This window comes from Rhizobium anhuiense (assembly GCF_003985145.1).
Taxonomy (GTDB): domain Bacteria; phylum Pseudomonadota; class Alphaproteobacteria; order Rhizobiales; family Rhizobiaceae; genus Rhizobium; species Rhizobium anhuiense.
In genome coordinates, this window is record NZ_ML133532.1 from 74,758 (window position 1) to 95,820 (window position 21,063).

Consider the following 21,063-nt stretch of genomic DNA (forward strand, 5'->3'; position numbering starts at 1 on the left):
TCTCCGTCCCACACAGGGATCAGGCTTTTTTCGTACTCAAAACTTCTATCAGTTTCACACCGAATCGCGTGTCGTCGTGATCAAGCACCGTAATTTCGCCGCGTGCAATCCTGCGGCCGTTCACCATGATCTCGACGGGTTCGCCGATCTTCTTGTCGAGGGCGATGGTCGCCCCTTCATTGAGGTTCATCAGGCCGGAGACCTGCATGCGGCTGGTGCCGAGCATGATCTGGACATCGATCGGAATGTCCATGATCAGATCGAAATTGGAATTCAAAGCGCTGCCGAGCGGAGCCGGCGAACCCTCGAAAGAGGCGCTGCTGCCGAAATCCATGCCGGCAGCCTGGCTGGCATTGCCAGCGCCGAAATCGCCGCCGAAGTCGTCGCTGCCGAAGGGGCTTTCCGAAGCCTCGCCGCCGAAGGCCGCCAGGTCCGTTCCTGTCGCGAAAGGGTCGCTCTGTAGGTCGTCGCCAAACTGCGGCAGGTCGCCATCGGCATCCTGCTTCAGCACGCCGCGCAGATCGTCGATCGCCTGGTCGAGATCCGCTTCGCTACCCGGAATATCCAGGGAGAGGTCGCTGTTCTGCTGTGTTTTCTTCGTAGCCATGAAATCACTATTCCAGTTGAAACTTGCCTCAAACTGCCTTTGCAGCCCAAAAGCCAGAGAACCGATTAATTCATTAAATGACGGATGAGCTCGTCATCCGAGTTCATCGTATCCTTGACGCGGACCATGTAGTTTTCGCCTGAACGCCCGAACTCGCACACATACAATTCCTTGCTGTTGGCGCTGACCTCGACGCGCACGTCGCCGCTGTCGTGGAACGGAATGACGTCGCCGACCATCAGCTTCGATATCGTGCGCAGCGTCAGGTCCTGCAGCCTGATCTTGGCCTCGAGCGTGACATGCGAGCGGCGGACCTGGTCGCCGAGCTGTTCGGTCCATTCCGCCGAGCTGCTGCCAGCCTGGCGCTTCGGCTTCGGCGGCGTCACCTTGGTCTTGAGCAGGGCGGTCTGCGGGACGATCAATGCGAATTCCGAAACGATGCCGGCAAGGGTGATCGACATGTTGATGGCGGCGGCGAACTCGTCCGGGCGATCCTCGGCCGAGCGGGCGCGTGTGTCATGGGGGTGCGGAGCCGAAAGGCTCGGTTCGAAGCCGCCCGGCGCGTTGACGGCCGAGCGCAGCACCTTGGCGATCTTGTCGAAGACCATGACCGCCAGATCGAGTTCGATGATCGAAAGCACCCGGTCGGCGGGTTCTTCGATCGTATCGGCGGTGGCGCCGAGCAGGTGCTCCATCAGCGTGATGACGAACCCGTTGCCGCAGACAAGCGTAATGTTCTGCGACCAGTTGCGCAGCGTCGCGTCGACGAGCGTGACGTTCGCACTCAGGTCGTCGACCAGATGGTTCTTGTAGCCGATCTCGCAGCCGAGATAGTTGACCGTCACGTCGAGCCCGGTCTCGCTTTTGATGACGTCGGGAAAGAATTCGCTGTAGATTTCCCCAAAGGAGCTGCAGATCTTGGCGACCCTGCCTTTGTCGCCAAGCCCGCCTGTCAGTTTGGCGAGAAGGGCAGGATCCATAGCCGGTTTGTCGTGCGAAGCATTGCTCATGGTCATTTAAGCCGCCTTGTTTTCGCCGCCTGGATTCATCATTTCCTGTTCGACCGCATCGATGGACGGACGCTCGTAGGCCGAAATCGTCTTGCGGCCGTATTCGAGAGCGACCTGCGGCACCGACCCGTTCATATAGGCAAGCAGTGTCTGCTTGACGATGACGTAGAGGCGGTGCTGCTTGTTGCGTACCACCTTGATCTGCGAGACCAGCGGCGAGCAGACGCAGTAAGACAAGAGAATGCCGAGGAAGGTGCCGACAAGCGCCGAGCCGATCAAATGGCCGAGCACTTCAGGCGAATCATTGATGTGGGCCATCGCCTTGATGACGCCGAGAACGGCCGCGACGATGCCGATCGCCGGGAAGGAATCGCCCATGATCTGGATCGCGTGGTAGGGCTTCATCTTGTCGTGCATGATGGTGTTGAGCTCTTCATCCATCAGCGCTTCGATCTCGTGGCTGCGCGCGTTGCCGATGATGATCAGGCGCACGTAGTCGCAGATGAACGCTGTCAGTTCCTTGTTCTTTAGAACAGTCGGAGCCTGCTGGAAGATCGTCGATTCGGCCGGATTGTCGATATGGGCTTCGATTTCGTTGCGCGACTTGGTGCGCAGGTCGCGCATCAGCGAATAGAGCACGCCGAGCGTGTCGAGATAATTGCGTTCCTTCGGCACGGCGTGCTTGAAGGCTTCGCCGAGCGCCTTGCCGGAATCCTTCACCACCTTCATCGGGTTCGCCATGATGAAGCTGCCGAGACCGGCGCCACCGATGATGACGAATTCGAAGGGCTGGAACAGGGCGTCCACGTGGCCGCCCATCGCCATGAAGCTGCCGATGACACAGCCGCAAGTCACTATAAATCCGATAATGATATTCATCGTCAGCCCAATCTGAACGTTACTTTTCTCTAAGACGGATAGGATTTCTGCCTTGCGTGAGGCTGATGAAAAGGCCGCTCGCAAGGCATTTCCACGTGCCAGCTTCGCGCAAGCATCTGCCGTCAGTCTAAAGGAGACGAATGGGTGTCCGCACCCGTTTTCTGAGATGCCGCCTCAGCGAAATCCCGGCCGAACCACTCAAGACGACGCCCGGCTTTTCGTTCCGTTCATCGCCAATGCTTGGAGCTTACCGACATGCAATCCGGTCTTTATGTTTCTCTGTCGTCGCAGATGGCCCTCGAAAAGCGCCTGAACACCATCGCGGACAACATGGCGAACGTGAACACCACCGGTTTTCGCGCCACAGAGGTGAAGTTCGACGAGATGGTGGCGAATACCAAGAACAAGCTGAATACCAAGGTCGCCTTCGTTTCCCAGGGCAACGACTACCTGAACGAAGGAAATGGCGAACTGCAGCATACCGGCAACATGCTCGATTTCGCCATCAAGGGCGATGCCTGGTTTGCGCTCGATACGCCGGCCGGCCGCGTGCTGACGAGGGACGGGCGCTTCACGATCAAGGATACCGGCGAACTCGTGTCGATCAGGGGATATCCCGTTCTCGACGCCGGCGGCGCGCCGATCCAGCTCAACACCAAGGGCGGCGAGCCGGCCGTCGGCACCGACGGCATCATCTATCAGGCCGACCGCCAGGTCGCTTCGCTTGGTCTGTTCGAAGCCGATATCAGCAAGGGTTACCTGCGCTACGAAAACAGCGGCATCATGACCACCGACCAGCCGCGCGCCGTTGTCGACCGCTTCAATATCGGTGTCGAGCAGGGCTATCTCGAAAACTCCAATGTCAACGCCATGCGCGAGATCACCCAGCTGATCGAAGTCAACCGCGCCTTCGAAAGCGTTTCGTCGCTGATGCGTGACAGCGAGGATTCCTTCAAGGAAGCCGTCCAGACGCTTGGGGGCAGCCGTTGATGCATGTCGCCCAAAAGTGTCCGGCGGTTTTGGGAGGACGGCATGCATAAGAGCAGAGATCCGAAATACACCGCATGCAGCATGCTGCACGCGGTGTATTTCAGGGCGGGATTTGAAGCATGAGCACCAAGCTACTGTCCGAGGACGGCCTTTCCCCGAAACTGGCGCATCTGACAGGCCTCGTCGAGCGCTATGCATCGCCGGAGTTCGCCGTCGCCCATGGCGGTCGCGTGCAGACCATCGCCGCCGGCCATTACACGGTGCGCGGTCTCTCCCGCCATGTTCGTCTCGGGGAGTTCGTCGCCCATAAATCGGCGACCGGCATCCATCTCGGCGAGGTCGTGCGCGTCGAGCCGGACCTGATCTATGTCTGCCCCATCGAACCCGGCGAGCCGATCGGCATCCACGATACGGTCATCCGCAAGGGCGCCTTCCGCATTTCGCCGTCGGACAGCTGGTGCGGGCGCACCGTCAACTCGCTTTGCGAGCCGATCGACGGGCTGGGTCCGATCACCGAGGGCCTCGATCGGCGCTCGATCTCCAACACCGCGCCGCCTTCGATGACCCGCAAGCGTGTCCAGACCGGCTTCAAGACCGGGGTGCGCGCCATCGACATCTTCTCGCCGCTCTGCCTCGGACAGCGCCTCGGCATCTTCGCCGGTTCCGGCGTCGGCAAGTCGACGCTTCTGTCCATGCTCGCCCGCGCCGATGCCTTCGACAAGGTTGTCATTGCTCTCGTCGGCGAACGCGGCCGCGAGGTGCGCGAATTCATCGAGGATACGCTCGGCAGCAATATGAAGAAGGCGATCGCCGTCGTCGCCACCAGCGACGAGAGCCCGATGCTGCGCAAGATGGCGCCGCTGACGGCGGTCACCATCGCCGAGCATTTCCGCGACAAGGGGGAGAACGTCCTCTTCATCGTCGACAGCGTCACGCGTTTCGCCCATGCGATCCGCGAAGTGGCGACCGCCTCCGGCGAGCCGCCGATCGCGCGCGGCTATCCCGCGTCCGTCTTCACCGAACTGCCGCGGCTGCTGGAACGCGCCGGTCCCGGCCCCGAGGGCGCCGGCACCATCACGGCGATCATCTCGATCCTCGTCGACGGCGACAACCACAACGACCCGATCGCCGACTCGACGCGCGGCATTCTCGACGGTCACATCGTCCTGCAGCGCAGTCTCGCCGAAGAAGGGCGTTATCCGCCGATCGATCCGCTGGCCTCGATCTCGCGTCTCGCCCGCAAGGCCTGGACGCCGGACCAGGAAAAGCTGGTGTCGCGGCTGAAAGTGCTGATCCACCGCTTCGAGGAGACGCGCGACCTGCGCCTGATCGGCGGTTATCGCCAGGGCGCCGATCCCGATCTCGACATGGCGGTCAAGCAGGTGCCCATCATTTACGACGTCCTGAAGCAGTCGCCGGGCGACCGTGACTCGCCCGATGCCTTTGCCGATCTCGCCGGCGCGCTCAAGGCCGCAGCCGGTATGGGCAATCAGGGCGGACAGATTCAGAGGAGATAGACGTGGCTGAATTCGACGACGAACGCATCGCTTCCTTGAAGCAGCGCAGGAAGACCGCCATGCTGGATCGGCTTCTGACCTTCACCGGCCTGGCGCTGGCCGGCGCCGCCGCTTTCTTCCCCTGGTATGTGTTCTTCAACGAGGACAAGTTCGGCATCAACGTCGCCGCCAGCGGCAATTCGCGCGACCTGCCGGATTGGCCGGCCCGCAACGTCTTCAGCGTCTCGCCGCTTGCCATGGTCAACAAGAACGAGGGAGAGAAGAAGACTCCGCCGATCGATCCGCTGACGACGGCGACGGTCTCCGATCTCGGCAAGGAGCGCGATGGTGGCCCGATACTGGAAGATCAGCCCTTTCCCGGCAAATCTTCCTTCCGCCTGCTGCACGTCTCCAATGGCCGGGCGCTGATCGAGGATACCTCGGGCATGTATGTGGTGCGCATCGGCTCGATCCTGCCCGACGAAAGCCGCCTTGCGGCCCTCGAGCAGCGCGACGGAAAATGGGTGATCGTCACCTCCAAGGGCGAGACCTACCAGAACAATTGAACCTGCCGCAGGTGCCGAACACGACAGGGGCTCCGCCGCGAACCGGCCGGAGCCCGGTTTCTTTTTGGAGCCCGCTTTCTTTTAGCCGTGGCCTTCTCCGAAAAGCGGCTCGAAGCCTGAATTCCCGTAAGTCCCACGCAAGATTACCGCACTAGGTTCGGGGCAGTAAAAACGGAGAGTTCCCATGCAACCGATCCAACTTTTCGACTTGGCTTCGCGACAGGCGGAATGGCTGACGGTCCGTCAGCAGGTTGTTGCCAGCAACATCGCGAATGCCAATACCCCGAAGTTCCATGCCAAGGACGTCACGCCCTTTGACGCCGTGCTCGACAATGCCGATATCACCATGGCGCGCACCAATCCGGCGCATCTGAGCGGCAATGATTTCAGCGACAGCGGCGATATCGACGTCAAGGATGCAGCACTCGACCAGGAAATCGGCATCCAGGAATCCGGCAATACGGTCGGTTTGGCCGAAGAGCTCTCCAAGTCGGGCGATATCAAGCGCCAGTACGATCTGAACACCTCGCTGGTCAGTTCCTTCAACCGCATGATGTTGATGACCGTCAGGAAGTAAATTCATGGATCCGCTTTCAGCAGCAATGAAAATCGCCGGTTCGGGACTCGAGGCACAGTCGACGCGTCTGCGCATCGTCTCGGAGAACATCGCCAACGCCCGCTCGACCGGCGACACGCCCGGCGCCGACCCTTATCGCCGCAAGACGATAACCTTCGGCCAGCAGATGGATCGCACCAGCGGCGTTGAGACGGTCAACGTCAAGAAGGTCGGTGTCGACGAAGGCGACTTCAGCACGGAATTCGACCCCAGCAATCCGGCTGCGGACCAGAAGGGCGTCGTCAAGCTGCCGAACGTCAACATCCTCGTCGAGATGGCCGACATGCGCGAAGCCAACCGCTCCTATGACGCCAATCTGCAGACGATCAAGCAGACCCGCGATCTCATCTCCTCCACGATCGATCTCCTGAAGAGCCAATAATAATGATCAGCAGCGTCCAGAATGTCAGCAACCTTTCGATGACCCGCGCGCTTGGCGCCGTCGACACCGAAAATTCCGCCTCGTCGTCTGCCGCCGCCACCATGCCGGGCACCGCCGGTGCGGCTAATGGCGTGAGCTTCGCTTCCGTCATGGGCAACATGGCGAGCGATGCGGTCAGCAGCCTGAAGGGTGCGGAAAGCATGTCCTTTGCCGGGATCAAGGGCACGGCGACGACGCGTGAAGTCGTCGATTCCATGCTCCAAGCCGAGCAGACGCTGCAGACCGCGATTGCCATCCGCGACAAGGTCGTCTCGGCCTTTCTCGAAGTCACCAAGATGCAGATGTAACTGATTTGAGGACGAACACATGAGAGCGCTCGCCATCGCAGCAACGGGCATGGATGCCCAGCAGACCAATCTGGAAGTCATCGCGAACAACATCGCAAACATCAACACGACAGGTTTCAAGCGCGCCCGCGCCGAATTCTCCGATCTTCTCTACCAGACCGAACGCGCCAAGGGTGTCGCCAACCGCGCCAACCAGGCCGTTGTTCCCGAAGGCGCCAATATCGGCCTCGGCGTCCAGACCTCGGCGGTCCGCAACCTGCATCTCCAGGGCGAACTGACGCAGACCGGCAACGATCTCGACGTGGCGCTGATCGGCAAGGGCTTCTTCCAGATCCAGTCGACCGACGGCACGACGCTTTACACCCGCGCCGGCGCCTTCAACAAGAACGACCAGGGCCAGCTCGTCACCATTGACGGCTACGAGGTTCTTCCCGGCATCACCATTCCGACAGGCTCCACCGAGCTGACCATCAGCCGCTCGGGCGAAGTCTCGGCGAAGCTGCCGGGTGCGACGGATGCGACCGTGCTCGGTCAGCTGACGCTTGCCGACTTCGTCAACGAGGCGGGCCTCCAGCCGCTTGGCGACAATCTCTTCCAGGAAACGGCAGCCTCCGGCGAAGCCGTCATCGGCAATCCCGATGAGGAAGGTTTCGCTTACATGAAGCAGGGCTATCTGGAATCGTCGAACGTCGACCCGGTGAAGGAAATCACCGAGCTGATCTCGGCCCAGCGGGCTTACGAAATGAATTCCAAGGTGATCACCACCGCTGATGAAATGGCCTCCATCGTCAGCAAGAACCTGAAGTAAAGGGAAGGGCCGAAACATGATGTTTTGCCGGGCAGGACACATCTCAGGATGGGTGGCGGCAGCCACGATCGCAGTCGCGGGCATCTTCTTGCCCGCGGACGTGGATGCCGGCATGGGTTATGCCGTTGTCCCGACAACGATCATCTACCCCGGCGACATATTGTCGGCCAGCCAGCTGCAGGAGGTCGAGGTTACCAACCCCAACCTTGCTGGCGACTATGCCAAATCCGTTTCACAGGTCGAAGGCATGGTCTCCAAGCGCACGCTGTTGCCGGGCCGGACGATATCGGTTTCGGCCCTGCGCGAAGCCTATACGGTGACGCGCGGCTCTTCGATCCGCCTGGTCTTTACGCTCGGCGCGATGACCATCTCGGCTGCCGGCACACCGCTCGAAGACGGTTCGACCGGGCAGGTCGTGCGCGCACGCAATATGGATTCCGGCGTCATCGTCAGCGGCACGGTGCTTGCGGACGGCACGGTCCATGTGAGGGCAAAATGAAATTGTTCTTCCGTTTCTTAACCCTTGTCGCGGTTGTCGCCATGAGTTTGGCCGATGTCGCGCCCGCCTGGGCGCTGACCTCCCGCATCAAGGACATCGCCTCGCTTCAGGCCGGCCGCGATAACCAGCTGATCGGCTACGGCCTGATCGTCGGCCTGCAGGGAACCGGCGACGGCTTCCGTTCCTCGCCCTTTACCGAGCAGTCGATGCGGGCGATGCTGCAGAATCTCGGCATCTCGACCCAGGGCAGCCAGTCCAGCGCCAAGAACACCGCGGCGGTGATGGTCACCGCCAACCTGCCGCCTTTTGCAAGTCCTGGCAGCCGTATCGACGTCACGGTGAGCTCGCTCGGCGACGCCACCTCGCTGCGTGGCGGCACGCTCGTCATGACATCGCTGTCCGGCGCCGACGGCCAGATCTACGCCGTCGCGCAGGGTGCCGCCATCGTTTCCGGCTTTCAGGCGCAGGGCGAGGCGGCGACCGTGACCGAAGGCGTCACCACTGCCGGCCGCGTGCCCGGCGGCGCCATCATCGAACGCGAACTGCCGTCCCGCTTCAAGGATTCGGTCAATCTCGTCCTGCAGCTGCGCAACCCCGACTTCTCGACGGCGATCCGTATTGCCGACATCGTCAACGGTTATGCCTCGGCGCGGTTCGGCGGCCCGGTCGCCGAAGCCAAGGATTCGCAGGAAGTGGTGATCCAGAAGCCGCGCACGGCCGATCTCACCCGGCTGATGGCCGACATCGAAAATCTCATCGTCGAAACCGACACGCCGGCCAAGGTTGTTATCAACGAGCGCACGGGCACGATCGTCATCGGCTCGGACGTCCGTGTCTCGCCGGTCGCCGTCAGCTACGGCACGCTGACGGTTCAGGTCACAGAGACGCCTCAGATCATCCAGCCCGAACCCTTCTCGCGCGGCCAGACCGCCGTCCAGCCGCAGACCGATATCACGGCCGAGCAGACCGGCGGACGCGTCGCCATCATCGATGGGCCCGACCTCAGGACCCTCGTCGCCGGCCTTAACAATATCGGCGTGAAACCGGATGGCATCATCGCCATTCTCCAGGGCATCAAGTCGGCAGGCGCCCTGCAGGCGGAGCTTGTGCTGCAATGATAAAGATCATCAACCCTGACATGACGGTCCTGCAACTGCTGCGCCGGCTGGCGCTGCCGGCCGCGGGCCTCGTCCTTCTGTCGATCCCCGGCGCATTCGCACAGGAACATGCGCCCGCTGGCGACATCACCTCCCAGGACGAGATCAAGCAGTTCTGCACCAACATCGCCGATCCCGCCCGCGACCAGCGTTACCTCTTGCAGAAGCAGGAACTGGAAAAGCTTCGCGCCGACATCGATGCCCGCATGGCGGAGATGGACAAGCGCAAGGCCGAATACCAGGACTGGCTGAAGCGGCGCGACGATTTCCTGAAGCAGGCGGAAGCCGGACTCACCGAAATCTACAAGAAGATGAAGCCGGATGCGGCCGCACTCCAGTTGCAGGACATGAAGATTGAGGTCGCCTCCGCCGTGATCATGCGGCTCGGTCCGCGTCAGTCGAGCCTCATCCTCAACGAGATGGACCCGCAAAAGGCCGCGGTTATCGCCAGCGTCATCGCCAGTGCGTCCGATCCCAATACCTCGAAGGATCCTTCATGAATATGCGTTTCCCGGCCGCGATCGCCGCCCTCGCGCTCCTTGCAGGCTGCCAGTCTCCGACGGCGGTTAGCGAGATCGGCCGTGCGCCCGCCATGAGCCCGATCGGCAGCGGCCTTGCCTACGGCCAGACGCCGCAGATGGCGCTTTATCCGAAGCAGCCGCGCGCCGTGGCGCAGGGCTATTCGCTGTGGAGCGATTCGCAGGCCGCCCTGTTCAAGGATGCGCGCGCGCTCAACGTCGGCGACATCCTGACCGTCGACATCCAGATCAACGACAAGGCCTCCTTCGACAACGAGACCAACCGCAGTCGCACGAATTCGAGCGGGATGAACTGGGACGTTAACGCCCAGATCTTCGGTTGGACCCCCGAGTCCAAGACGGACCTGACCTATGGCTCCGACACCAGCACTGACGGCAAGGGCAAGATCGAGCGCACCGACAAGATCACCCTGCTTGTCGCTGCCGTCGTCACCGGCATTCTCGAAAACGGCAACCTCGTGATATCGGGCTCGCAGGAAGTCCGTCTGAACCAGGAACTGCGCATCCTGAACGTCGCCGGTATCGTTCGTCCGCAGGACGTCAATTCCGACAACCAGATCTCCTACGACAAGATCGCCGAAGCCCGCATCTCCTACGGTGGCCGCGGCCGCCTGATGGAAGTGCAGCAGCCTCCGCGCGGCCAGCAGGCCGTCGATCTTTTCTCGCCGCTTTGAGGCTGAACGACGATGGCAGAGCCAGACGCAAGCGCAGGTCAAGCGAAGAAGAAATCCGGCGCGCTGATGACGATCATCGGCATCGCCGTCCTGACCCTGCTCGGCGCCGGCGGCGGCTGGGCGGTCGGCACGATCGTCGCGCCCAACGTCAAGGGCGCCAAGGAGGCCGAGCAGGCCAAGGAAGCCGAGGCCAAGAAGAAGGCCGAGGAAGGTCTGGCGCGGATTTCGACCGAGGCCAACAACATCGTTCAGCTCGAGCCGATCACGTCGAACCTTGCCTACCCCTCGGAAAACTGGGTGCGACTCGAAGTCGCGCTGCTGTTCAACGGGCCGCCGGATGTCAAGGTTTCCGAGGATATTCATCAGGATATCCTCGCCTATATCAGAACCGTTTCCCTCCAGCAGATCGAGGGGCCGCGGGGCTTTCAATATCTCAAGGATGACATACAGGAACGTGTTGACCTTCGCTCGCAAGGGCGGGTATCGAAGGTCATGTTCAGGACATTTGTCATCGAATGATTCGTCTCATAGTTTTCCTTGCCGCCATGATGGCGGTACCGGAACTGGCGGTGGCACAGCAGCTGCCGACTGACTTATTGAACGTGCCGGTCGATGGCTCGGTTGCCGCCTGGATCATCCGCACTTTCGGCCTGCTGACCATTCTTTCGGTCGCGCCGGGCATCCTGATCATGGTGACGAGCTTTCCGCGCTTCATCATCGCCTTCTCGATCCTGCGTTCAGGCATGGGTCTCTCCTCGACGCCCTCCAATATGATCCTCCTGTCGCTGTCGCTGTTCATGACCTTCTACGTCATGTCGCCGACCTTCGATCAGGCCTGGCAGAACGGCGTGCAGCCGCTGCTTGCCAATCAGATCAACGAGACCGAGGCGGTCCAGCGTATCGCCGAACCCTTCCGCACCTTCATGGCGGCCAATACCCGCGACAAGGATCTGGCGCTCTTCGTCGATCTGGCGCGCGAACGCGGGCAGAATATCCAGACGACCGATCCGATCGACTACCGCGTGCTGATCCCGGCCTTCATGATTTCCGAGATTCGCCGTGGCTTCGAGATCGGCTTCCTCGTCGTGCTGCCGTTCCTCGTCATCGACCTGATCGTCGCCACCATCACCATGGCGATGGGCATGATGATGCTGCCGCCGACCTCGATCTCGCTGCCGTTCAAGATTCTCTTCTTCGTACTGATCGACGGCTGGAACCTGCTCGTCGGCAGCCTGGTGCGCTCGTTCAGCTGAGCGGCTGCCGCTAAAACGTGCTGCGCAAAGCGCGCAGCGGTGCTGCGATCACAACATGCGTAAAAGCCAGGACCGGAGTGCGGGAGCGAATCTGAAAGATTGCGACGCGGCTTTAGCCTTCACCAATGAAAAACCCGCCGGAGCGATCGCCCCGGCGGGTTTTTCGTGGCGGTTGAAAAGCCTCACTCGGCCGCGAATGGCCCCGTGCGCGGCGGCAGCGCCGGAATGTCCATGTGATCGGGTGCAAGACCCTGCTTGGCACGCTCGGCCATGATTTCATAGGCCTGCTCAAGATGGTTGCAGAACCGTTCGGCATCGAAGAGCGGCGCAATGTAACGCTTTTCCTTGAGATGCGCCTTGTATGCGGCGATCCGTCCGGGATTCTGAGCCAGCTCGACGGCCATATCCTCATAGGCCTGCAGGTCGTCTGCGACGAGGTCGGGCAGGTCGATGGCCCTGAGCAGGCTCTCGCTGACGCGTGAGGCGAAGTTGGTGCCCTTGACGGTCAGAACCGGCAGGCCGCCCCAGAGCTGCTCCGAGGTGGTCGTGTGGCCGTTGACGGGGAAGGTATCGATGCCGATGTCGGCCGCCTGCTGACGGTCGATGTGTTCTTCGTAGGGTGCGCGCGGGCAGAAGATGATCCGCTTGGCGGAGATCCCCGCCGCCTGGAATTGCTTCAAGAGGTTGGCCTGGTTGCGCGGCGTGTTCGCCATCAGCCAGAGCACGCTGTTCGGCGCACGCTTGAGAATGCGGCACCAGCTGTTGATCGTCTCCGGCGTAATCTTGCGGTTACCGTTGAAGGACGCAAAGATGAAGGCGTCTTCCGGCAGGCCAAGCTGCTCGCGGGTGACAGGGCGCGGCTTCGGGCGATGCATCGGGTCGTTCGGCTGATAGCTTTCCGGCAGCCGGCAGAATTTCTCATGGTAGAAGGGCTTGGCCACCTCGGGCAGCACCGAATGGTCGCCGATGACGTAGTCGAGGTCGATATTGACCGTGCTGCCGGGGAAGCCGAGCCAACCGACATGAACCGGTGCGAGCGGCAGGTTGAAGGCCGGCGCGCGGCTGCCCGAAGTATGGCCCTTCAGGTCGACCATGATGTCGATATTGTGCTCGCGCACCACTTCCAGCACCGCCTGATCGGAGAAGCCGTGAATGGTGACGACCCGGCCCCAGCGGCTGCGGTCGGTCGTGTTGTGCTTGAGGTACTCCGGGCCTGTATGGCAGAAGAGCGTCACCTCGAACCGGTCCTTGTCGTGCAGTTCGAGGATGCGCTGCAAGAGCTTCATCGTCGCATGGCGATCCCAGAAGTCCGATGACATGTAGCCGATCCGGATCTTGTCCGACCAGCTGTGCGGCTGGCTGCGACGGAAGGCCACCCGTTCCGGATTGAGGGGGGTGGTGCCGATCGTCGCATACCGGTTGAAGTCCTCATTGCCGCACCAGTGCAGATGATAGAACGGGTTGTCCTTGCGCAGGATCTCGATATCGCCCTTTGCAAGGGCCGCGTCGATTACTGCCTGATGCTTGCTCGCCTCTTCGAACTCGTTGAATTCGCGGGCGAAAACAAGGTGAAGGAAGCGGAATGCCAGATTGCCGGGAAAACGCTTGAAGATATTGCGCGCCAGGTTCTGGTTGGTTGCGTCGTTCAGATCGTCGCTCAGCAGCAGCGCCGCCAGGCGCATATGCTCGGGATTGGAGCTTTGCGACAGCACCGTCTTGAACGGGCGGATGATATCCCGCTGCTGGCGCTTCAGATAGATCGCTGTGATGATGAAGGCGAGCTCCGGGTCTTCCTGCGCCTTGGCGAGGTTTCGCATGGCGATCAGCAGGGCATCGTCCTCGTTGCCGGTCTCGTAATGCAGCTTGGCAGCCTGTTTCTGGTATTCGTAGGAATTCGGTCCTTCGCAGTTGCCGGCCAGGCCATAGGCTTTCGCGGCATCGGCCTTGAAGCCGAGCTGCACGAGGTTCTTGGCCAGCAGCGCATAGGTCTTGGCGTCCTGCTGGATATCCATCAGCTGGTTGAGCGTTGCCAAGGACTGTGTGTAGCGGCCCATCTGGTAATCCTTGGATGCCGCAGAGAACGAAACTTTGCTGTTCAAAACCCAACTCCGTGAAGGAAATGTTCTGGCGTCGATCGCCGCGGCACGGACAGGCCGTCCTCCGCAAAACGAGCGGATCGGTCCGATGGTGCTATCCCGGCGCCTGCCACATTGGCATTCGAAGCTTGCTTGAAACCGGTGCGCTTGGTGAACCTCTGTTTTCGCGGGGAAATGCCGACTTTTGCCCAGGGAAAACGCTTGGTTTTCAAGAGAATTAGAATGCAAAGGAATATATTCAGCAAGCATTAACTATGGCCCGCGAGGAGCCGGCCTGGAGCCTGTATTTTTAAGGAGTTGGCAAGCATTGGCTGCGAGATTGCCCTGGACATGACGGGTTTGGGCCAAACAAAAAAGGCGCCGAGTAGCATGAAGCTGGTCCGTCATCGCCGGTACTATAGTCCGGTATGTCCTCCTTTTTGTATCTAGTTTTCCAGGGGACAGACTTATGACAAGCATTAACACGAATACTTCCGCGCAGGCCGCTCTCCAGACGCTGCGTAACGTTAACCAGAACCTCAACAACACGCAGAACCACGTTTCGTCTGGTTACCGCGTTGAAAAGGCTTCGGATAACGCTGCTTACTGGTCGATCGCAACGACCATGCGTTCTGACAACAAGGCCCTCTCGGCTGTCTCCGACGCTCTCGGCGTAGGCGCTGCAAAGGTCGACACCGCTTACACCGCCATGGACAGCGCCATTGACGTCGTCGGCGAGATCAAGGCGAAGCTCGTTGCTGCGACTGAAAATGGTGTCGACAAGGCCAAGGTCCAGGAAGAAATCAGCCAGCTGCAGCAGCAGCTCCTGAGCGTCGCGCAGTCGGCTTCCTTCAACGGCGAAAACTGGGTTGCCGGCGCCTCCGGCACCAAGAGCGTTGTTTCTTCGTTCGTCCGCGACGGCTCCAACGCCGTTTCGATCACGACGACCGACTACGTACTCGACAGCGGCTCTGCGGGCAACGTTCTGTTCGGCATGAGCGGCGGCTCGGTCGAAACCTCCACGGGTATCCTCGGTACTTCGACCGGTGCGACTGGTTCGATCTACGCAATGGACATCACCAACTTCACCGCCGGCCAGATCCAGTCGGCTCTGACCAACGTCGAATCGGCTCTGAAGGCCATGACCAGCGCCGGCGCTGCTCTCGGCTCGCTCTCCAGCCGCATCGACGCCCAGGACAACTTCGTGTCCGCTCTGAGCGACTCGATCGACTCCGGTGTCGGCCGTCTCGTCGACGCCAACATGGAAGAAGAATCCTCCAGGCTCAGCGCGCTCCAGACCCAGCAGCAGCTGGCAATCCAGTCGCTGTCGATCGCGAACTCCTCTTCGCAGAACATCCTGTCGCTCTTCCGCTAAGACCGGTCGGCACAAGATTTCCAAGTTTCGCGGCCGGGTCATCCCCGGCCGCGAAATGTTTTAATATAAGGTTAATGAAAATCCTTCTAAGTCTCAGATATTTTTAAGATATTTCCAATTCGAATTCAGCTTTCCTTAACCATCTTGCTGTTTTCTAGGCCCATCGAAACGGCGAGTTAACCTTAACAAGAATGGTTAACAGGCATGATGCTGATCGCTGTGGGCCGGCCCAAAATCCGGAATGTCCCTTCTTAAAATCTGCCAACAAGGGGCAAGCAAACTATGACGAGCATCAACACCAATAACGCTGCAATGGCAGCCCTCCAGACTCTCCGTGGCATCAACCAGGGTCTCCAGGAAACCCAGGCTCACGTTTCGTCTGGCTATCGCGTCGGCAAGGCTTCGGACAACGCTGCTTACTGGTCGATCGCAACGACCATGCGTTCTGATAACAAGGCTCTCTCGGCTGTTTCCGACGCTCTCGGCCTCGGCGCTGCAAAGGTCGACACCGCTTACTCCGCCATGGACAGCGCCATCGATGTCGTCGGCGACATCAAGGCGAAGCTCGTTGCCGCCACTGAAAACGGCGTCGACAAGGCCAAGGTCCAGGAAGAAATCAGCCAGCTGCAGCAGCAGCTCCTGAGCGTCGCGCAGTCGGCTTCCTTCTCCGGCGAAAACTGGGTTGCCGGCGCCGACGGCACCAAGAACGTTGTTGCCTCCTTCGTCCGTGACGGCTCCAACGCCGTTTCGGTCGTGATGACCGACTATGTTCTCGACAGCGGCTCCATGGGCAACGTTCTGTTCGGCATGAGCGGCGGCTCGGTCGAAACCTCCACGGGTATCCTCGGCACTTCGAATGGTGCGACCGGTTCTGTCTACGCAATGGACATCACCAACTTCACCCTCGGCGAAATCCAGTCGGCTCTGACCAACGTTGAATCGGCTCTGAAGGCCATGACCAGCGCCGGCGCTCAGCTCGGCTCGATCTCCAAGCGCATCGAACTGCAGGAAAACTTCGTGTCCGCTCTCAGCGACTCGATCGACTCCGGTGTCGGCCGTCTCGTCGATGCCAACATGGAAGAAGAATCCTCCAAGCTCAGCGCACTGCAGACCCAGCAGCAGCTGGCCGTCCAGTCGCTGTCGATTGCGAACTCCTCTTCGCAGACCATCCTCACGCTGTTCCGCGGCTAATAACCCTCGGAAACATCAGCCCGCCGGTCTCCGGCGGGCACTGGTATCGAGCCGCGCTTCGATGGAGCGCGGCTTTTTTAATGTCTGTTAACGATCCATTAACCATAATGCTGTTTTCTGCGTCCAACGAGACGGTGAGTTAACCAAATTTAAGAACCGGTTAACAGGCATGAAGCTGATCCCCGTTCCCGGTGGCCTTCCGGAATGTCCCTTTTTTCTTTTTGCCGACGAGGGGCAATCATTTCATGACCAGCATTTTGACGAACGTCGCGGCGATGGCCGCTCTCCAGACACTCCGCGGCATCAACGACAACCTTGAGGACACGCAGAACCGCGTATCATCGGGTTACCGCGTCGAAAAGGCTGCTGACAACGCCGCCTACTGGTCGATCGCAACGACCATGCGTTCGGATAACAAGGCGCTTTCCGCCGTTTCCGACGCTCTCGGCCTCGGCGCCGCCAAGGTCGACACCGCTTACTCCGCCATGGACAGTGCCATCGACGTCATCACCGAAATCAAGGCGAAGATCGTCGCTGCAACCGAAAAGGGTGTCGACAAGGCTAAAGTTCAGGAAGAAATCAGCCAGCTGCAGCAACAGCTCCTGAGCATCGCGCAGTCGGCTTCCTTCTCCGGTGAAAACTGGGTTGCCGGCGCTGACGGCACCAAGAGCGTCGTTTCCACTTTCGTCCGCGATGGCAACGGCAATGTCTCGGTCAAGACGACGGATTACATCCTGGACACGAGCTCGGCGGGCAACGTTCTCTTCGGCATGGACTCGACCGGCGCGATCGAGACCAGCTCCGGCATTATCGGCACATCATCCGGTACGATCGGCTCGATCTACTCGATGGACATCACCAACTTCGATTCGCCTGAGATCTCCATGGCCCTGACGTCGATCGAGGCAGGCCTCGAGGCGATGACCAAGGCTGCATCGCAGCTCGGCTCGATTTCCACTCGCATCGAGCTGCAGGAAGGCTTCGTCAGCGCGCTCAGCGATTCGATCGACTCCGGTGTCGGCCGCCTCGTCGACGCCAATATGGAAGAAGAATCCTCCAAGCTCAGCGCCCTGCAAACCCAGCAGCAGCTGGCTATCCAGTCGCTGTCGATCGCCAACTCCAGCGCTCAGAACATCCTCACGCTGTTCCGCAGCTAAGTCAGGCGCTGAAGCTGGACCGAATCTTGCGCCATCGTCTGGCCGCACGCACAAAGCCTCCCGGACCGCGCCCGAAATGGCGCGGTTCTTTCTTTTATATCAATGTCTTGATCGAAATTTCGGTCGACGCGCCAGGCTCGGTGCCGCACTCTTGCCCAACAGGTTGATATCGAGTTAACTACGCCTTGAGTTGATTTGCTTTTGCGACACGCCGGTAGAAACCCTGCCGGAGGCATGATGCCACTTCAGTCGCCGCCGGCAATCCGGCCTGCCCTTTCACCTTAATCCGAGACCTGTCGATGACCGTTAAGATTACCAGCGCGGCCGCGGTGAATGCGCTTTCGGTGCTGCGCAGCATCAACAAAGAAGCCAGCCAGACCCAGCAGCAAGTGTCCTCGGGATATCGTATCGAGACGGCCGCCGACGATGCGTCCTATTGGTCGGTCGCAACCGTCATGCGTTCGGACAGCACCAATCTCGGAACGGTCGGAGATGCGCTCGGTCTTGGCGCTGCCAAGGTGGATGCGACCTATACGGCGATGAACTCGGCGATCGATCTCATGAGCCAGATCCGCGCCAAGCTGGTTTCGGCAAGAGAACCTGGTGTCGATAAGGACAAGATCAACGCCGAGATCAGCGAATACAAAGAGCAGTTGCAGACGGTCGTCGAATCGACGTCGTTTGCGGGGGAAAACTGGCTGCTGAACGGCGACACTGCTGCACCGCCGACATGGTCGGTCATCTCGGGTTTCGTGCGCGCTTCGACCGGCGAATATCAGGCCCAGACCATCGATTTCCCATCGTCGCAGACCATCCTCATCGACAAGAACAGTGCGAGCGGCGGCCTGCTGACCAAGGCGGTCGATGCCAACGCGATCAATAACTCCGGCACGACGTCGCGGAATTATTATCTGCTGGATGCCGGCTCGACGACGCCGGCGACGGGTACGGAAATTGCGATCGACGGCAACACGACCGATGCGCAGCTCACCGACATGCTCGACGTGACCGAGTCGCTGCTCTCCTCGCTGACGACCACGGCGGCATCCATCGGCGTGATGAAGACACGCATCGACGATCAGATAGACTATACCGCCGATCTGTCCGATTCGATCGACAAGAGCGTCGGTGCGCTCGTCGATACCGACATGGACGAGGCTTCGATCCGGCAGAAGGCAATAGAAACCCAGAAGCAGATGGCCGTCGAAGCGATCTCGATCCTCAATACGGCCGCAAGCAAGATTCTGATTCTGCTGGAATAAGGAATGGGCGCGATCACGGGTGGCGACCGCGCCATTCATCCTCGCGCAAGTTTGACTTCCTAGTTTCCGGCATGAAGGCATCGTCCGAATCCGTGCCGGCGCAAGGTCAGGCCCTTGCCCGTTTCGAAGGGAGATGTCGGCGCGCAAGGACATTTTGAGCGGGAGCGCGCATGTTGCATGCCTCCCGGATGCTGGATGGTTTTTATGAGCATTTCGCTTTCCCGGTATTTGAAGGATTTCGGCGAACCGGAACCGTCACCGCCGGTCCTCGACATGGATGATTTCGGCGGCGACATGTTCCCCGAAACACCGAGCGAACCGGTGATCGACGTCGAGGCGGAGCGCCGTGAAGCCTATGCGGAAGGTCATGCCGCGGCCACCGCGGAACTGACCGAGAAACACGCGCTGGAGGCGCGGACGCTGGCTGAGGTCCATGCGCGTCAACTCGAGGAGCTGAAGCTTCGCTACGAAGTCGAGGCGGCGGCAGTCATTGCATCCCGCATCCGCGATATTGCCGAAGAACTCGCTCAGCTGGTCAGCGCCGGCGCCGCCGCCGCCATCGCGCCAGTGATGACGGAAGCGCTTGCCGCCGAAGCTGCCGAAAACCTCGCCACCCTGCTGCGCGACGCGATCCTTGAAGGCGCCGCTGGAACGATCGTCGTCAAGGGACCGACCCGGCTTTTCGACATATTGAAGGCCGAGCTCGGCGAACATGCCGAGGCGGTTCGCCATTTTGAGACCGACGATATCGATCTTGCCGTCGAAATCGGTGATTCCGTCATCGTCACCCGTATGTCCGCCTGGGCGGCCAGCTTGAAGAAAGTTCTCGAATGAGCGAAGGCGAAAACCACCACCACGGCAAAAACGAGATCATCATCGTCAAGAGACATGGCGGCGGCGATCACGATGGCGCCCATGGCGGTGCGTGGAAAATTGCCTATGCCGACTTCATGACGGCGATGATGGCGTTCTTCCTGGTCATGTGGCTGGTCAATGCCGCCAACGAGGAGACCAAGGCCTCGGTCGCGACCTATTTCAATCCGATCAAGCTCTCCGACGAAAAGCCGACCGAAAAGGGTCTGAAGAAGCCTGTCGATAACGCCGAAGGCGAGGAGAAGCAGGAGAAGTCGAAGCAGAAGGAAGAAGATCCGAACGACGGCAAGGCCGCGGCGGATGGTGACGACCAGACATCGACATCAGGCGACCAAACCAATTATTCCGAGGCCGATTTCTTCGAAAATCCCTATTCGGTTCTCGCCGAGATCGCCCAGGAAGTCGGCCAGCAGGCCAATGTCAGCGCCAAGGGCGACGGCGGCGCCGCCGATTCCGGTCCCGCCACCGGCGCCGATGGCGGCGAGGCCTATCGTGATCCCTTCGATCCGGATTTCTGGACGAAGCAGGTCGAGGTCACGACGGCCGGCAAGTCGGCGCCTCCCGGCAAGAGCGACCAGCAGGCGGTCGAGAGCGGGACGACCGAGGTCGCCAAGCTCGAAGACACCAAGCCGATACCGCTGACCACCGATCAGAAGGCTGCCCCGGAAACCAAGGAAACGAAGGAAACCAAGGAAACCAAGGAAACGAAGGGCGCGGTCGAAGCCAAGGACGGCAAGGCGCCGGCCGGCAAGTCTGCCAACGACAAGAAGGCGGAAGCTCAGAAAGACGCCGAACATCAGAAGGATGCGGATAAGGGCGCTGATGAGGCCGAGCAGCAGCAACAGAAGGAAGCAGAGCAGCTGCAGGAGCAGATCGCCCAGCAGATCGGCGGCGTTGCCGGCAAGCTCGCCGAAGGCCTGACCGTGACGGCGTCCGAAGGCGGATTGCTGGTCAGCATCTCCGACCAGAGCGACGATTCGATGTTCAATATCGGTTCTGCTGTTCCGCGCCAGGAGATGGTGCTCGCCATGGAAAAGATCGGCGCGATCCTGAAGGAGAGGGGTGGCGCGGTCGCCATCCGCGGCCACACGGACGGGCGCCAGTATAAGGGCACCCAGAACGAGAACTGGCGGCTTTCGATGGACCGCGCCCAGAGCGCCTACTACATGCTCGTGCGCGGTGGGCTCGACGAGAAACGTATCTCCCAGGTCTCCGGCTTCGCCGACCGTCGGCTGAAGCTGCCGACCGACCCGTTCAACGCGACCAACCGCCGGATCGAGATCCTGGTGCAGGCGGATAAGGGATAG

23 protein-coding genes are annotated in these 21,063 nt (G+C 60.5%); 19 read left to right on the forward strand and 4 right to left on the reverse strand.

Annotated features, from left to right (window positions below):
- Positions 1-19: 19 nt before the first annotated feature.
- From fliN to motA, 3 genes are all read right to left on the reverse strand, one after another.
- Complete coding sequence (gene fliN / locus EEQ99_RS24850) at positions 20-607, reverse strand: flagellar motor switch protein FliN (RefSeq protein ID WP_028755557.1); 588 nt, start codon at positions 605-607, stop codon at positions 20-22.
- A gap of 65 nt (positions 608-672) precedes the next feature.
- Complete coding sequence (locus EEQ99_RS24855) at positions 673-1,623, reverse strand: FliM/FliN family flagellar motor switch protein (protein ID WP_028755556.1); 951 nt, start codon at positions 1,621-1,623, stop codon at positions 673-675.
- Positions 1,624-2,496: a flagellar motor stator protein MotA gene (gene motA / locus EEQ99_RS24860; RefSeq protein ID WP_028755555.1), complete on the reverse strand. Its 873-nt coding sequence runs from the start codon at positions 2,494-2,496 to the stop codon at positions 1,624-1,626.
- Between the two features lie 255 nt (positions 2,497-2,751).
- On the opposite strand from motA, the gene flgF reads away from it, so the two are divergent.
- From flgF to fliP, 13 genes are all read left to right on the forward strand, one after another.
- The gene (gene flgF, locus EEQ99_RS24865; protein WP_028755554.1) at positions 2,752-3,486 is read left to right on the forward strand and encodes a flagellar basal-body rod protein FlgF; all 735 of its coding nucleotides are present in this window, start codon (positions 2,752-2,754) and stop codon (positions 3,484-3,486) included.
- Positions 3,487-3,605: 119 nt separating this feature from the next.
- A complete protein-coding gene (fliI, locus tag EEQ99_RS24870) occupies positions 3,606-5,003 on the forward strand; it encodes a flagellar protein export ATPase FliI (protein ID WP_028755553.1) in 1,398 nt (465 codons plus the stop codon).
- A 2-nt stretch (positions 5,004-5,005) separates the two neighbouring features.
- A complete protein-coding gene (locus EEQ99_RS24875) occupies positions 5,006-5,548 on the forward strand; it encodes a hypothetical protein (RefSeq protein WP_028755552.1) in 543 nt (180 codons plus the stop codon).
- A 184-nt stretch (positions 5,549-5,732) separates the two neighbouring features.
- Entirely contained in the window at positions 5,733-6,125 is a 393-nt protein-coding gene (gene flgB, locus EEQ99_RS24880; protein WP_028755551.1) for a flagellar basal body rod protein FlgB, read from the forward strand.
- Positions 6,126-6,129: 4 nt separating this feature from the next.
- Complete coding sequence (flgC, locus tag EEQ99_RS24885) at positions 6,130-6,546, forward strand: flagellar basal body rod protein FlgC (RefSeq protein WP_028755550.1); 417 nt, start codon at positions 6,130-6,132, stop codon at positions 6,544-6,546.
- Positions 6,547-6,548: 2 nt separating this feature from the next.
- Complete coding sequence (gene fliE / locus EEQ99_RS24890) at positions 6,549-6,893, forward strand: flagellar hook-basal body complex protein FliE (protein WP_028755549.1); 345 nt, start codon at positions 6,549-6,551, stop codon at positions 6,891-6,893.
- A 19-nt stretch (positions 6,894-6,912) separates the two neighbouring features.
- Positions 6,913-7,701, forward strand: coding sequence for a flagellar basal-body rod protein FlgG (gene flgG, locus EEQ99_RS24895; RefSeq protein ID WP_028755548.1), 789 nt, complete (start codon positions 6,913-6,915; stop codon positions 7,699-7,701).
- A gap of 16 nt (positions 7,702-7,717) precedes the next feature.
- Entirely contained in the window at positions 7,718-8,200 is a 483-nt protein-coding gene (gene flgA, locus EEQ99_RS24900; RefSeq protein WP_028755547.1) for a flagellar basal body P-ring formation chaperone FlgA, read from the forward strand.
- A complete protein-coding gene (locus EEQ99_RS24905; protein WP_028755546.1) occupies positions 8,197-9,318 on the forward strand; it encodes a flagellar basal body P-ring protein FlgI in 1,122 nt (373 codons plus the stop codon). The genes flgA and EEQ99_RS24905 overlap by 4 nt, the downstream gene beginning before the upstream one ends.
- Entirely contained in the window at positions 9,315-9,857 is a 543-nt protein-coding gene (locus EEQ99_RS24910) for a MotE family protein (protein WP_028755545.1), read from the forward strand. The genes EEQ99_RS24905 and EEQ99_RS24910 overlap by 4 nt, the downstream gene beginning before the upstream one ends.
- Complete coding sequence (flgH, locus tag EEQ99_RS24915) at positions 9,854-10,570, forward strand: flagellar basal body L-ring protein FlgH (RefSeq protein WP_028755544.1); 717 nt, start codon at positions 9,854-9,856, stop codon at positions 10,568-10,570. Before EEQ99_RS24910 ends, flgH begins: the two co-directional genes overlap by 4 nt.
- 12 nt (positions 10,571-10,582) lie before the next feature.
- On the forward strand, positions 10,583-11,089 hold the full coding sequence (locus EEQ99_RS24920) for a flagellar basal body-associated FliL family protein (protein WP_028755543.1): 507 nt from the start codon (positions 10,583-10,585) through the stop codon (positions 11,087-11,089).
- On the forward strand, positions 11,086-11,823 hold the full coding sequence (gene fliP, locus EEQ99_RS24925; protein WP_003556541.1) for a flagellar type III secretion system pore protein FliP: 738 nt from the start codon (positions 11,086-11,088) through the stop codon (positions 11,821-11,823). The genes EEQ99_RS24920 and fliP overlap by 4 nt, the downstream gene beginning before the upstream one ends.
- A gap of 182 nt (positions 11,824-12,005) precedes the next feature.
- Here fliP and EEQ99_RS24930 read toward each other — a convergent pair whose 3' ends face one another.
- A complete protein-coding gene (locus tag EEQ99_RS24930; RefSeq protein ID WP_028756334.1) occupies positions 12,006-13,922 on the reverse strand; it encodes an O-linked N-acetylglucosamine transferase, SPINDLY family protein in 1,917 nt (638 codons plus the stop codon).
- A 445-nt stretch (positions 13,923-14,367) separates the two neighbouring features.
- Here EEQ99_RS24930 and EEQ99_RS24940 point away from each other — a divergent pair, with 445 nt between their 5' ends.
- From EEQ99_RS24940 to EEQ99_RS24965, 6 genes are all read left to right on the forward strand, one after another.
- Positions 14,368-15,273: a flagellin N-terminal helical domain-containing protein gene (locus tag EEQ99_RS24940; protein ID WP_029868420.1), complete on the forward strand. Its 906-nt coding sequence runs from the start codon at positions 14,368-14,370 to the stop codon at positions 15,271-15,273.
- Between the two features lie 282 nt (positions 15,274-15,555).
- Positions 15,556-16,464 (forward strand): flagellin N-terminal helical domain-containing protein, encoded by a 909-nt coding sequence (locus EEQ99_RS24945; RefSeq protein WP_029868419.1) that lies wholly within the window; start codon positions 15,556-15,558, stop codon positions 16,462-16,464.
- Between the two features lie 245 nt (positions 16,465-16,709).
- A complete protein-coding gene (locus EEQ99_RS24950; protein WP_047613597.1) occupies positions 16,710-17,621 on the forward strand; it encodes a flagellin N-terminal helical domain-containing protein in 912 nt (303 codons plus the stop codon).
- A gap of 299 nt (positions 17,622-17,920) precedes the next feature.
- Positions 17,921-18,883, forward strand: a complete 963-nt coding sequence (locus tag EEQ99_RS24955) for a flagellin N-terminal helical domain-containing protein (protein ID WP_063476331.1) — start codon at positions 17,921-17,923, stop codon at positions 18,881-18,883.
- A 204-nt stretch (positions 18,884-19,087) separates the two neighbouring features.
- Complete coding sequence (locus EEQ99_RS24960) at positions 19,088-19,717, forward strand: hypothetical protein (protein WP_063476332.1); 630 nt, start codon at positions 19,088-19,090, stop codon at positions 19,715-19,717.
- A complete protein-coding gene (locus tag EEQ99_RS24965; RefSeq protein ID WP_063476333.1) occupies positions 19,714-21,063 on the forward strand; it encodes a MotB family protein in 1,350 nt (449 codons plus the stop codon). Before EEQ99_RS24960 ends, EEQ99_RS24965 begins: the two co-directional genes overlap by 4 nt.